12 protein-coding genes and 1 pseudogene are annotated in these 13466 nt (G+C 65.6%); 12 read left to right on the forward strand and 1 reads right to left on the reverse strand.

The genetic code is table 11. The annotated features are described in order from the left end of the window. Nucleotides 1-228 precede the first annotated feature (228 nt). The 9 genes and pseudogenes from ydcS to AC2T4A_RS25750 all read left to right on the forward strand — a co-directional run bounded on the left by ydcS (nucleotide 229) and on the right by AC2T4A_RS25750 (nucleotide 10087). The gene (gene ydcS, locus AC2T4A_RS25710) at nucleotides 229-1374 is read left to right on the forward strand and encodes a putative ABC transporter substrate-binding protein YdcS (RefSeq protein WP_478379503.1); all 1146 of its coding nucleotides are present in this window, start codon (nucleotides 229-231) and stop codon (nucleotides 1372-1374) included. A 186-nt stretch (nucleotides 1375-1560) separates the two neighbouring features. Further along, the gene (locus tag AC2T4A_RS25715; protein WP_486742115.1) at nucleotides 1561-2589 is read left to right on the forward strand and encodes an ABC transporter ATP-binding protein; all 1029 of its coding nucleotides are present in this window, start codon (nucleotides 1561-1563) and stop codon (nucleotides 2587-2589) included. Nucleotide 2590: 1 nt separating this feature from the next. After that, the gene (locus AC2T4A_RS25720) at nucleotides 2591-3541 is read left to right on the forward strand and encodes an ABC transporter permease (RefSeq protein WP_486742116.1); all 951 of its coding nucleotides are present in this window, start codon (nucleotides 2591-2593) and stop codon (nucleotides 3539-3541) included. After that, nucleotides 3531-4337, forward strand: a complete 807-nt coding sequence (locus tag AC2T4A_RS25725) for an ABC transporter permease (RefSeq protein WP_138212584.1) — start codon at nucleotides 3531-3533, stop codon at nucleotides 4335-4337. Before AC2T4A_RS25720 ends, AC2T4A_RS25725 begins: the two co-directional genes overlap by 11 nt. Nucleotides 4338-4586: 249 nt before the next feature. Further along, the gene (locus tag AC2T4A_RS25730; RefSeq protein ID WP_478379502.1) at nucleotides 4587-6011 is read left to right on the forward strand and encodes a gamma-aminobutyraldehyde dehydrogenase; all 1425 of its coding nucleotides are present in this window, start codon (nucleotides 4587-4589) and stop codon (nucleotides 6009-6011) included. A gap of 278 nt (nucleotides 6012-6289) precedes the next feature. Beyond that, on the forward strand, nucleotides 6290-8152 hold the full coding sequence (locus tag AC2T4A_RS25735; RefSeq protein ID WP_486742117.1) for an FAD-dependent oxidoreductase: 1863 nt from the start codon (nucleotides 6290-6292) through the stop codon (nucleotides 8150-8152). 86 nt (nucleotides 8153-8238) lie between these two features. Further along, complete coding sequence (locus AC2T4A_RS25740) at nucleotides 8239-8715, forward strand: ester cyclase (protein ID WP_486742118.1); 477 nt, start codon at nucleotides 8239-8241, stop codon at nucleotides 8713-8715. 214 nt (nucleotides 8716-8929) lie between these two features. After that, nucleotides 8930-9223: pseudogene (locus AC2T4A_RS25745) on the forward strand (methyl-accepting chemotaxis protein); the annotation flags it as partial. A gap of 33 nt (nucleotides 9224-9256) precedes the next feature. Then, nucleotides 9257-10087 carry a cache domain-containing protein gene (locus AC2T4A_RS25750; RefSeq protein WP_486743732.1) on the forward strand — a complete coding sequence of 277 codons (831 nt, stop codon included), beginning with the start codon at nucleotides 9257-9259 and terminating at the stop codon, nucleotides 10085-10087. A 257-nt stretch (nucleotides 10088-10344) separates the two neighbouring features. Here AC2T4A_RS25750 and AC2T4A_RS25755 read toward each other — a convergent pair whose 3' ends face one another. Next, nucleotides 10345-10674, reverse strand: a complete 330-nt coding sequence (locus AC2T4A_RS25755; protein ID WP_478379500.1) for a hypothetical protein — start codon at nucleotides 10672-10674, stop codon at nucleotides 10345-10347. A gap of 350 nt (nucleotides 10675-11024) precedes the next feature. Here AC2T4A_RS25755 and AC2T4A_RS25760 point away from each other — a divergent pair, with 350 nt between their 5' ends. From AC2T4A_RS25760 to AC2T4A_RS25770, 3 genes are read left to right on the forward strand one after another with little or no spacing between them, the layout of a single operon-like run. After that, on the forward strand, nucleotides 11025-12176 hold the full coding sequence (locus tag AC2T4A_RS25760; protein WP_486742119.1) for a PEGA domain-containing protein: 1152 nt from the start codon (nucleotides 11025-11027) through the stop codon (nucleotides 12174-12176). Nucleotides 12177-12213: 37 nt separating this feature from the next. Continuing rightward, entirely contained in the window at nucleotides 12214-12615 is a 402-nt protein-coding gene (locus AC2T4A_RS25765; RefSeq protein WP_486742120.1) for a TssQ family T6SS-associated lipoprotein, read from the forward strand. A gap of 26 nt (nucleotides 12616-12641) precedes the next feature. Further along, entirely contained in the window at nucleotides 12642-13445 is an 804-nt protein-coding gene (locus AC2T4A_RS25770; protein ID WP_486742121.1) for a hypothetical protein, read from the forward strand. The last annotated feature ends 21 nt before the right edge of the window (nucleotides 13446-13466 follow it).

Below are 13466 nucleotides of genomic sequence, written 5' to 3' on the forward strand. Positions count from 1 at the left end.
GGTTAATAAAAAGAAGCCCGCTATCAGGGCGTGTGAAAACGTAGCGAGCGACGGTCAGGCAAGGCGAAGTCGCTCCGGGAAAGCGGAGTTTATGCCCATAAATGAGCATTTCCCGGAGTGGCTTCAACGCCGCCTGGCCGAGCGCAGTAGTTTTCTCACGTCCTGAAGGGCTGTTGCTCGATTGATCCTGCCCCACCAATAGAGACAACAACGAGAGGGAGACACCCGATGCGCAAGACCGCACTGCTCAGTGCCATCACCACCGCCCTGCTGGCCAGCGCCGGCGTCCAGGCCGCCGAGGCCCTGAAGGAAGTCGGCAAAGGCGAAGGCCGCCTGGACATCATCGCCTGGCCCGGCTACATCGAGCGCGGCCAGTCCGACAAGAACTATGACTGGGTCACCCAGTTCGAGAAGGACACCGGCTGCCAGGTCAACGTGAAGACCGCCGCCACCTCCGACGAGATGGTCAGCCTGATGGCCAAGGGCGGTTATGACCTGGTCACCGCCTCGGGCGACGCCTCCCTGCGCCTGATCTACGGCAAGCGCGTGCAGCCGATCGACCCGTCGCTGATCCCCAACTGGAAGAACATCGACCCGCGCCTGAAGGACGCCGCCTGGTACGTGGTCAACGGCAAGACCTACGGCGCGCCGTACCAGTGGGGCCCGAACCTGCTGATGTACAACACCAAGGTCTTCCCCACCGCGCCGGACAGCTGGAAAGTCGTGTTCGACGCGCAGAACCTGCCCGACGGCAAGCCGAACAAGGGCCGCGTGCAGGCCTACGACGGCCCGATCTACGTCGCCGATGCCGCGCTGTACCTGAAGGCCACCCAGCCTGAGCTGGGCATCACCGACCCGTACCAGCTCGACGAGAAGCAGTACGCCGCCGTGGTCGAACTGCTGCGCAAGCAGCATGACCTGATCCACCGCTACTGGCACGACACCACCGTGCAGATGAGCGACTTCAAGAACGAAGGCGTCGCCGCTTCCAGCGCCTGGCCGTACCAGGCCAACGCCCTGAAGGCCGAAGGTCAGCCGATCGCCACCGTGTTCCCGAAAGAGGGCGTCACCGGCTGGGCCGACACCACCATGCTGCACGCCGACGCCCAGCACCCGAGCTGCGCCTACAAATGGCTGAACTGGTCGCTGGAGCCCAAGGTCCAGGGCGACGTGGCGGCCTGGTTCGGCTCGGTGCCGGCGGTGCCGGAAGGCTGCAAGGCCAGCACCCTGCTGGGCGGCGAAGGCTGCGCCACCAACGGCTACAACCAGTTCGACAAGATCGCGTTCTGGAAGACCCCGGTGGCCGAGGGCGGCAAGTTCGTCCCGTACAGCCGCTGGACCCAGGATTACATCGGGATCATGGGCGGCCGCTAAGGCCTGGAGCGTTCGCGAGCAAGCTCGCTCCTACAGCAGGAGCGAGCTTGCTCGCGAACCCGCCCCGTGCGCCTCGCCTTGCCGGCGAGCGCCACGATATCCATCCGATTGCATCGATTCACCCGTATTTCAGATTTACGGGCAGGGCCCGGCCGCGCCGGATTCCTACCCCTTGGAGCGTGCACCATGACCACCCCCGCTGTTCAATTCACCCAGGTCTCCCGCCAGTTCGGCGAGGTGAAAGCCGTTGACCGGGTGTCCATCGACATCAAGGACGGCGAGTTCTTCTCCATGCTCGGCCCGTCGGGTTCGGGCAAGACCACCTGCCTGCGCCTGATCGCCGGCTTCGAGCAACCCACCGCAGGCTCCATCCGCATCCATGGCGAGGAGGCCGCCGGCCTGCCGCCCTACCAGCGCGACGTCAACACGGTGTTCCAGGACTACGCGCTGTTCCCGCACATGAGCGTGCTGGAGAACGTCGCCTACGGCCTGAAAGTGAAAGGCATCGGCAAGGCCGAGCGCCTCAAGCGTGCTGAAGAAGCCCTGGCCATGGTCGCCCTGGGCGGCTACGGCGTACGCAAGCCGGTGCAGCTCTCCGGTGGCCAGCGCCAGCGCGTCGCCCTGGCCCGCGCCCTGGTGAACCGCCCTCGCGTGCTATTGCTGGACGAACCCCTCGGCGCGCTGGACCTCAAGCTGCGCGAGCAGATGCAGAGCGAGCTGAAGAAGCTGCAGCGCCAGCTGGGCATCACCTTCATCTTCGTCACCCACGACCAGAGCGAAGCGCTGTCCATGTCCGACCGCGTCGCGGTGTTCAACAAGGGCCGCATCGAGCAGGTCGACACCCCGCGCAACCTCTACATGAAGCCAGCGACTCCGTTCGTGGCCGAGTTCGTCGGCACCTCCAACGTGCTGCGCGGCGACATCGCCCAGAACCTCACCGGCAACGCCCAGCCCTTCTCCATCCGCCCCGAGCACATCCGCTTCGCCAACGGCGAACGCAGCGCCTCGGACATCGAGATCAGCGGCCTGCTGCACGACATCCAGTACCAGGGCGCGGCGACCCGCTACGAGATCCGTCTCGACAACGGCCAGAACCTCTGCCTCAGCCAGGCCAACAGCCAGTGGGCCGACATCGACCTCGCCCACCAGCCGGGCCAGCGCGTGACCGCTCGCTGGGCGCGCGAGGCGATGGTGGTACTGAACGAGGGCGTGTGAGATGGAACTGACGATGAATGCAGCGCTGCCGGCGGCCAGCAATGGTCTGCTGCGCCGCCTGTCCAACCTGCTCTACCGCAAGCCGACGCTGTACCTCTCGCTGCTGCTGATCCCGCCGCTGCTGTGGTTCGGCGCGATCTACCTGGGCTCGCTGCTGACGCTGCTGTGGCAGGGTTTCTACACCTTCGACGACTTCACCATGACGGTGACGCCGGACCTGACCTGGGCCAACTTCGGCTCGCTGTTCAGCGGCTCCAACTTCGACATCATCCAGCGCACCGTGCTGATGGCCGTCGCGGTGTCCATCGCCAGTGGCGCGGTGGCCTTCCCCATCGCCTACTACATGGCGCGCTACACCACCGGCAAGACCAAGGCTTTCTTCTACATCGCCGTGATGATGCCGATGTGGGCCAGCTACATCGTCAAGGCCTACGCCTGGACCCTGCTGCTGGCCAAGGGCGGCGTCGCCATGTGGTTCGTCCAGCACCTGGGCCTGGAGCCTGTGCTGAACCTGCTGCTGGGCATTCCGGGGATCGGTGGCAACACCCTGTCCACTTCCAGCTTCGGGCGCTTCCTGGTGTTCGTGTACATCTGGCTGCCGTTCATGATCCTGCCGATCCAGGCCTCCCTGGAGCGCCTGCCGCCGTCGCTGCTGCAAGCCTCGGCGGACCTTGGCGCGCACCCGCGGCAGACCTTCTTCCAGGTCATCCTGCCGCTGTCGATCCCCGGTATCGCCGCCGGCTCGATCTTCACCTTCAGCCTGACCCTGGGCGACTTCATCGTGCCGCAGCTGGTAGGCCCGCCGGGCTACTTCATCGGCAGCATGGTCTACGCCCAGCAGGGCGCGATCGGCAACATGCCGATGGCCGCCGCCTTCACCCTGGTGCCCATCGTGCTGATCGCCGTGTACCTGTCCATCGTCAAACGTCTGGGGGCCTTCGATGCACTCTGAGAAAGCATCCTGGGGGCTCAAAGCGGCCGCCTGGGGCGGGCTGGTGTTCCTGCACTTCCCGATCCTGATCATCTTCATGTATGCCTTCAACACCGAGGACGCGGCCTTCAGCTTCCCGCCCAAGGGCTTCACCCTGCACTGGTTCAGCGTCGCCTTCGCGCGCCAGGACGTGCTCGAAGCCATCGAGCTGTCGGTGAAGATCGCCAGCGTCGCCACGCTGATCGCCATGCTCCTGGGCACGCTCGCGGCCGCCGCGCTGTACCGCCGCGATTTCTTCGGCAAGGAAGGCATCTCGCTGATGCTGATCCTGCCGATCGCCCTGCCCGGCATCATCACCGGCATCGCGCTGCTGTCGGCGTTCAAGACCCTCGGCATCGAGCCGGGCTTCCTGACCATCGTCATCGGCCACGCGACCTTCTGCGTGGTGATCGTCTACAACAACGTCATCGCACGCTTCCGCCGCACCTCGCACAGCCTCATCGAAGCCTCGATGGACCTGGGCGCCGACGGCTGGCAGACCTTCCGCTACGTGATCCTGCCCAACCTCGGCTCGGCACTGCTGGCCGGCGGCATGCTGGCGTTCGCGTTGTCCTTCGACGAGATCATCGTCACCACCTTCACTGCCGGCCATGAGCGCACCCTGCCGATCTGGCTGCTCAACCAGTTGGGCCGCCCGCGCGACGTGCCGGTAACCAACGTGGTGGCGATGCTGGTGATGATCGTGACCATGCTGCCGATCCTCGGCGCCTACTACCTGACCAAGGGTGGCGAAGGCGTGGCGGGGAGCGGCAAGTAGCTTGGGTGCCGTGCGCCCTCTCCCCCGCCCTCTCCCTGAAGGGAGAGGGAGTTATCCGTGCCGGCTGACACCCTGGTTTCATCCTGCACCGAACGGTCCCCTCTCCCTTCAGGGAGAGGGCTAGGGAGAGGGAAAGCCCTGCTCCGATCCAACAGAACCCCTCAGGCCCGCCGCCCCAAAACCGGCAGGCCCCAAGAAGAAACACCCCAACCGAATTTGCACCACGCTCCTGAACAAGAGGACCCAACCATGCAAACCAACCTGCTGATCAACGGCCAACTGGTCGCTGGCGAAGGCGAGAAGCTCGCTGTTGTGAACCCGTCCCTGGGCACCACCCTGGTGGAAATCGCCGAGGCCACTCCGGCCCAGGTCGACGCCGCCGTGCTGGCTGCCGACGCCGCCTTCGACAGTTGGTCGCAGACCGCGCCGAAAGACCGCGCGATGCTCCTGCTGCAACTGGCCGACGCCATCGACGCCAACGCCGAGGAACTGGCCCGCCTGGAGTCCAATAACTGCGGCAAGCCCTACGCCGCCGCGCTGAACGACGAACTGCCGGCAGTGGCCGACGTGTTCCGCTTCTTCGCCGGCGCCTGCCGCGTGATGCAAGGCTCCGCCGCTGGCGAATACCTGCCGGGCCACACCTCGATGATCCGCCGCGACCCGGTGGGCGTGGTCGCCTCCATCGCGCCGTGGAACTACCCGCTGATGATGGTCGCGTGGAAACTCGGCCCGGCACTGGCCGCCGGCAACACCGTGGTGCTCAAGCCCTCCGAGCAGACCCCGCTGACCGCCCTGCGCCTGGCGCAGCTGATGGCCGGCATCTTCCCTGCCGGCGTGGTCAACCTGGTCTTCGGCCGTGGCCCGACTGTGGGCGAGCCGCTGACCACCCACCCGAAAGTGCGCATGGTCTCGCTGACCGGCTCGGTCGCCACCGGCAGCCGCATCATCGCGGGCACCGCCGACACCGTGAAGCGCATGCACATGGAACTGGGCGGCAAGGCACCGGTACTGATCTTCGACGACGCCGACATCGATGCCGCCGTGGAAGGCATCCGCACCTTCGGCTTCTACAACGCTGGCCAGGACTGCACCGCCGCCTGCCGCATCTACGCGCAGAAAGGCATCTACGCCAAGTTCGTGGAGAAGCTCGGCGAAGCCGTCGCCAGCATCCAGTACGGCGAGCAGGACGACCCGAACACCGAACTGGGCCCGGTTATCACCGAGCAGCACCTGGAGCGCGTGATCGGCTTCGTCGAACGCGCCCGTCAGGTGCCGCACATCGAAGTGGTCACTGGCGGCAAGCGTGCCGACCGTGCGGGCTTCTTCTTCGAGCCGACCGTGCTCGCCGGCGCCCGCCAGGACGACGAAGTGGTCCGTCGCGAAATCTTCGGCCCGGTGGTCTCGGTCACCGAGTTCGAGGACGAAGCACAGGCACTGGCCTGGGCCAACGACTCCGACTACGGCCTGGCCTCCTCGGTGTGGACCAGCGATATCGGCCGCGCCCATCGCCTGTCCGCGCGCCTGCAGTACGGCTGCACCTGGGTCAACACGCACTTCATGCTGACCACCGAGATGCCCCACGGCGGCATGAAGCTGTCGGGCTACGGCAAGGATATGTCCATGTACGGCCTTGAGGATTACACAGCGATCCGCCACGTAATGATCAAGCACTAAAACGACCGGCTGCGCGTCGGCAGTACAGCGTTGGAAACGGAGGCGGGCCCAGTCATTTACAGCTCGTAAACTCCTGGGCCCGCCCCCGTTTCCGCCTCGTCCTGCTCTAGCTCGCGCGGTCGTTGGTTCCTGGCAATACCGTAAAGATCAAAAGCTTCAAATCGGCGCCCCGCTCGACCGGGACCGCCGCGCGGCCACGCATGCCGCAATCCCTTCCGGTGTGGAAGGGCAAAACCATGACAGCCCTGCCCCGGGCCATCACCTTGCAAGGATTTCCCATGACCATCACCCGCCGCGACTTCCTCAACGGCGTTGCCCTCACCATCGGCGCGGGCCTCACCCCGCTGCAACTTCTCCAGGCCGCCCCCTCCGGCCGCTACTACCCGCCCGCCCTCACCGGCATGCGCGGCAGCCATCCCGGCGCGTTCGAGGTCGCGCACCAGATGGGCTGGGAGAAGAAGGTATTCGATACCGATGGCCTGAAGATCGAGGAGCAATACGACCTGGTGGTGGTCGGCGGCGGCATCAGCGGCCTGTCCGCGGCCTGGTTCTACCGGCAGAAGCACCCCAAGGCGCGGGTGCTAATCATCGAGAACCACGACGATTTCGGCGGCCACGCCAAGCGCAACGAATTCCAGGCCGGTGGCCGGATGATCCTCGGCTACGGCGGCAGCGAAGCCTTCCAGTCGCCCAAGCACCTGTACAGCGACACGGTCAACAAACTGCTCAAGCAGCTCAACGTCGACGTCGACCGTTTCGAGACCGCCTTCGACCGCGACTTCTACCCGAACCTGGGCCTGTCTCGCGGGGTGTTCTTCGACAAGGCAGGCTTCGGCGAGGCGAAGATGGTCAGCGGCGACCCGACGCCCATGGTGGCCGACGACATCGCCCCGGAGAAACTCAACGCCCGCAGCTGGCGTGCCTTCATCTCCGATTTCCCGCTGCCCGAGGCCGACCGCCAGGCGCTGATCGACCTGCACGAGGCGCCCAGGGATTACCTCGCCGGCAAGACCCGCGAGGAGAAGGAAGCCCACCTGGCCAAGACCAGCTACCAGGATTTCCTGCGCAAGGACGTCGGCCTGAGCGAAGCCGCCACCCGCTACTTCCTCAGCCGTACCAATGACTTCTCGGCCCTGAGCATCGACGCCGTGCCCGCCGATTCGGCGTACTCCGTGGGCTTCCCCGGTTTCGGCGCCATGGACCTCTCGCCCATCAGCGAGGAAGCCAAGGCGGAGATGGAGGAGCCGTACATCTACCACTTCCCCGACGGCAACGCCTCGCTGGCGCGCCTGCTGGTGCGCGGCCTGATTCCGGGCGTGGCGCCGGGCAAGGACATGAACGACATCGTCCTGGCCACCTTCGACTATTCGAAACTGGACCAGCCGAAGAACGCCGTACGCCTGCGCCTGAACAGCACCGCGGTCAGCGTGAAGAACCGCGACGGCGGCGTGGACGTCGGCTACAGCCGCGCCGGCGCCCTGCACCGTGTGCGCGCCAAACACTGCGTGCTGGCCTGCTACAACATGATCATCCCGTACATCCTGCGCGACCTCTCCGCCGAGCAGAGCCACGCCCTGGCGCAGAACGTGAAGTTCCCGCTGGTGTACACCAAGGTAGTGATCCGCAACTGGCAGAGCTTCATGAAGCTGGGCGTGCACGAAATCTACGCCCCCAGCCAGCCGTACAGCCGCGTGAAGCTGGACTACCCGGTGGACATCGGCGGCTACAGCCACCCGCGCGACCCGAACCAGCCCATCGGCCTGCACATGGTCTACGTGCCCACCAGCCCGAACGCCGGCATGGACGCTCGCACCCAGGCCCGCGTCGGCCGCGGCAAGCTCTACGCCATGAGCTTCGAGCAGATGGAGACGCAGATCCGCGACCAGCTGCAGGCCATGCTCGGCCCCGCCGGCTTCGACCATCAGAAGGACATCCAGGCGATCACCATCAACCGTTGGTCGCACGGCTATTCGTACTTCTCCAACAGCCTCTTCGATGATGAGGAGGAGAGCGAAAAACTGATGAATCTGGCTCGCACCAAGGTCGGCAACGTCACCATCGCCAACTCCGATGCCGCCTGGGACGCCTATGCCCACGCGGCCATCGACGAAGCCTGGCGCGCGGTGGGCGAACTCTCCTGATGTACCCGGCGCCGCGCCCTGCGTGGCGCCACACTCAACGGCCATCCGGCCGAAAACCCGCGGGCACGCCCGCAACGGAGGCAAGCATGCGTCACCTCGTCAGAGCGTTTTACCTGCTGTCGCTGTTCACCTTTGCCAGCCTCGCACAGGCTGCAGAGTCGCCCAAACAGATCGTCGATGCCTACATGGCCGCGTGGAACGCCCACGACGCCGAGAAGGCCGCCGGCTACCTGGCCAAGGATGCGGAGTACTTCGACGTCACCGTCGGCACCGCGCAGAAGGGCCGCGATGCCGCGCGTGACAACGTGATCAAGGTGTTCGTGGGGGCCGTACCGGATCTTACGTGGAAGATGAACGGCAAGCCGATCGTCGACAAGGACGGCATCGCCTTCCAGTGGACCTTCAGCGGCACCAACACCGGCGCCTGGGACGCCCAGACTCCGGCGACCAACAAGCCGCTGTCGTTTGACGGTGTGAGCTACGTGAAGGTCAAGGACGGCAAGATCGTCTACCAGGGCGACTACTACGACGCCCTCGGCCTGCACAAGCAGCTCGGCTGGTAAACGGCTACGCCCGGCACCGCAGGTCCCGTTTGCGTAGGAGCGGATTCCGCCCGCGATAGTCCCCCGCCCGCGCGAAAACATCGCGGACGGAGTCCGCTCCTGCGTCCAGACGCCCAGCGCCGTAATACAGCCGCGCCTCCAAGGGCGGCTGACATTAGAAGAAAGAAGCCCTCGCCTACCCCTGCCCTCATCCGCCACTGCAGTGTGCCCACCGATGCCAACCACTCTCGAAAGCCGGCCCACGAGCGCCGAAGACAGCTCCAGCACCCGCTCCACCATCGACCAGGTCAAGCAACTGATTGCTGACCTCAACGTGCGTTGGACCGAGATCAGCAAAGTCTCCGAAGTCATCAAGCAGATCGCCAAGAACACCAACCTGGTGGCCCTCAATGCCGCCATCGAGGCCGCCCGCGCCGGGGAAAGCGGGCGCGGCTTCGCGGTGGTCGCGGACGAGGTGCGCCGCCTGGCAACCCAGTCGGCCAACGCCACCGCCGACATCGGCAACGTCGTCGCCTCGATCAAGAGCGAGAGCGCCCGCGCCCTGGCGGACGTCGAACAGGCCGAACATTCCAGCCTGCTGGACACCGCCCGCGTGGTGCTCGCCAGCGAGACCCAGCGCCTGGAGGCGCGCTTCGCCGTGATGGCCACCGCGCTCTACGGCCTGAAGTACTTCATCCTCGGCATGAAGACCCGCAACCTCGGCCCGCAGCGCGAGCAGATCGACGCGGTGATGCACGAATACCTGACCCGCAACCCTGACCTGCTGGCCTTCGCCTGCGGTTGCGAGCCCAACGCCTTCGACGGCCGCGACCGCGAGTTCATCGACGCCCCCGGCCACGACGCCAGCGGTCGTCTCATGGCCTACTGGCACCGCGGCAGCGGCGTCGCCCAGCGCGAATGCCTGGTCGGCTACGACAAGGCCGACGGCAGCGGCGACTGGTACCAGATCCCCCGTGACAAGGGCCGCGACGTATTCATGGAGCCCTACGAGTACAGCGTCGGCGGCAGCACCGTGCTGATGACCTCGTTCATGTCCCCCATGACCGCCAATGGCCGCTTCCTCGGCATCCTCGGCGCCGACTACACCCTGCACCAGTTGCAGGAAAGCCTCGGCAAGCTGACCCCCATGGGCAACGGCCAATACGCGCTGCTCTCAAACGCCGGCGTCTACGTCACCCACGCCAATGCCAAGCGCCTGGGCGACAAGGCCAGCGAGCTGCCACAGGAAGCCCGCAGCGCCATCGCCCAGGGGCGAAGCTGGGAACTGGTGAAAGGCCGCCGCGTGCAATTGCTGCAGCCCATCCGCGTAGGCGACAGCGATGCGCCCTGGGCGCTGATGATGAGCTTCGAGTTGGCGCAGGCCGGCGAGTAAGAGTCAGCTAGTGACGCTGTTCGCGAGCAAGCTCGCTCCTACAGATGCCCCTCGACTCCGGATTCAACCGTGTAGGAGCGAGCTTGCTCGCGAACCTGGGCGTATGCCTACGCCTTGACCGGCAACTCGGTGATATGGATTTCCGTCACCAGCGCCGGCTTCACCAACGGCGTACGCGACAGCAGCGCGCCGAAGATGACCTCGACTCCGGATTCAACCGTGTAGGAGCGAGCTTGCTCGCGAACCTGGACGTATACCTAAGCCTTGACCGGCAACTCGGTGATATGGATTTCCGTCACCAGCGCCGGCTTCACCAACGGCGTACGCGACAGCAGCGGGCAGAAGCGCGCCAGCGCGCCGATCAGCTCCCACTGGGTATCCAGGGATTTCGCCAGCACATCCACATCCGCCAGCACCCGCTGGCCGACGCGCTGCAGGTGCGGATCGGGGCTATGGCCAAGCTCCACCGACAACTGGGTGATCAGCGTGCTGAGGTTGGACATGTTGCGGGTGGCGAGGGCAAGGATGTTCGCCAGCAAGGCGATTTCCGATTGCGGGATGACAGCAGGCGTTGCAGAAGCGTCCATGCGTGCTCCAGTGATGCTCGAGTGGGTAGTTGCGCAGTCCTTGCGCGAGCGCGGTGAGAGTAGCATCACAATGCCACTGTGCGACAGATATCACATTTCATTTCTTTTCCTGACCTGGCGGTCACCCTCGGCCAAAAGCGCGACGCCCGCTTCCGAAGCGCGACCTGATGCTCAAATCCCCACCCCGGCCAAGGAAACCGCCGAGCGCGTTTGAGCCACACGAACCCGCTTCCTATGATCCTCGACCATTTTTCCAACTTTGCATTCCTGCCCCTTCTGCACGGCAACCTGTCTGCGGCGCAAGGGCCGGGAAGCGTCCCTTCGCTTCGCCCCCCTTGAAGATGCAGCCGATGGAACCGACCGCGAACCCTCCCCGCCCGCCAGACATTCGGACACCCCCGAATGGTGCGCCTCCCGAAGACACCCCCGGCGAAGCAGCATCGCAGACTCGCTACCCGCTCGGCAGCATCGAAACATCGCAAACCGCCCCGCCCGTCCCTGCGGAAACCTACAGCTCCTGGGACGGTCCGGGCACGAGCTATGCGCTGCCCAGGCCTGCTGCCGCTCACGTGCCCGCCCCCGTCAATCAAGCCATCGCGCAGGCCGACCAGCCACAGCACGACAGCAGTTCCCTGCTGCACCAGCTCGACAACCTGTCGGTGCTCGAGTCGCCTCTGTGCGAAGCGGAGCCCAAAACGACTTCTGACCGCTCGTTGATCGGCGGCATCATCGTCGGTGCGCTGCTCGCAGCCCTGGCTATCGCCTTATGGAAGCCCTGGGAAAGCGACAGCCCGCCCGATACGCAGGCCGATCACGGGACTGAGGCCCGTGTCACTCCAGAGCAGCAACAGCCGTCCGCGGATAGCCAGACTCAGCTGCTCCCGATGACCGAACACATGACTCAGGAGCCCATGGATGACGAACCACTGGTGATCCCGCCTTCGGAGCCGGTGCCAGAAGAACTCCCTGCGGACACCGTGGCGACACCCGAACCCGCACAAACGACCTTGCCCGCCGCGAATTCCCAGGAGCCAGCGCCGCCAACTACACCCACCGCGCAACCCCAAGAGCCAGCGCCACCCGCCACACCCGCCACACCCGCCGCACAACCCCAGGAGCCTTCCGGCCCCGAGGCGCCGTCGCACAGGTTGGCGCCGAAACCTGCCGCACCAGCACAGCCGATCCCGGCTGCGCCAGTCGCCCGCGAGGCCGGAGAGCGCCCGGTGCCGCTGCAGGCCACGACGGTCAGGGCCAAACATCCCCAGAGCCCCCGCAACGCTGCAACGCCAGCCGCAACAGGCACCCTGACCGTTGCCGTCCAGCCCTGGGGCGAGGTCTGGATCAACGGCAAGAAGCGCGGTATCAGCCCGCCGCTACTCAACCTGCAACTGCCGCCCGGCAGCTATACGGTCGAGCTGCGCAACGCCGAGCTACCCAGCTACAGCCAGCAGGTGCAGATATCCGCCGGCCAGTCCGTGACGCTGCGGCACCGCTTCCAGTGAGCGTCGAGCGCCCCCTTTTCCTTGCATGGAGCACCCCATGAAGACTCCGCGCCGACTATCGACGCCGCTGTTGATCGCTTGCCTGGCGGCCGCATCCGGTTGCAGCAACCACTACGAAGAATTGCCCGCACCGCCTGCGGACGACTCCCAGGCGCTCGCCAGGGGCGTCTTCAACGAAGGCCAGCGGTTGTATGACGCCGGGCATTACTACCTGGCCGAAGAGCAGTTCCTCGCACCGGCCATCTGGAGCGCCGATACCCAGTTGCAGCTGCAGGCGCTCAAGTACCTGGCGTTCAGCTACTGCGTGAGCGAGCGACCGATCCAGTGCCGCTTCGCCTTCGACCGCGCCCTGCAGATCGATCCGTCCTTCCACCTGGGCACTGCCGAAGCGAGCCATCCCCACTGGGGGCCGGTCTTCGTCCAGGCGGCGCGTCGTTGAACCCTTTCTCTCACAGCGAGGCCCCCATGCCTTTCACTCATCGGTTCTGCCGCTACTTCCTGGCGCTCCCTCTGCTGGCCGCACTGCCACTCGCCCAGGCCGACACGCATGAAAGCCTCAGCGCCGCCGTCGAGAGTCTCTGGAGCAGCGAACAGGTATCCACCTCCGTGCTGAGTTCCCAGTTCACCCAACAGGATACGAAGGCCGGTTCCCACTACCGCAGCGAGGTGAAGAACTCACCGGCCTATCTGGAAACCGCCGAAGAAGCCGCCTGGGTACTGATTGGCAGGAAGCGTTTCAACGCCGTCGCCACGCCCTGGGGCGACTTCCCCCGACTGGACATGCGCAGCGCCCGCCTGCTGGAGTTCAAGCTGCCGAAAAAGCACTACCAGGTGCTCGCAGGCCCAGGCGCCGGCCTGTTCGGCGTCGGCGACTGGCAGCGCTACAGCTTCCTCCATGTGGTCGACGTCAGCGCAGCCCCGCTCTACTACCCGTTGTACGCCGACGCCTATCTGGGTGAGCACGTGCTGGGGCGCCTGCCCGACTCGCCAGTGCTCAACTACGCGCGTCTGGTGCCCGCCAGCCGAAGCAGGAACGGCGAGATCGACGCCTACGAAATCACGCTCTACGCCCTGGAGCGCAAGGGGCTTGAACCGGTGCTGAGGAACGGACTGCCGCTGTCCTATGCGCTGAAACGCGAGGGGGACGCCTGGGGCATCGACAGGGTGGAGCGCACGCCGGTGACTACAACGCGGGACGAAGAACATCGCGCCTTCACCACCCCGCTACGCCCCCCGCTGTTCTCGAGAAAAGAAGATCGTCGCCCATGAGCGACAGCCGCCAAGGCTGCC

The organism is Pseudomonas sp. PVC-3-1, assembly GCF_057444315.1.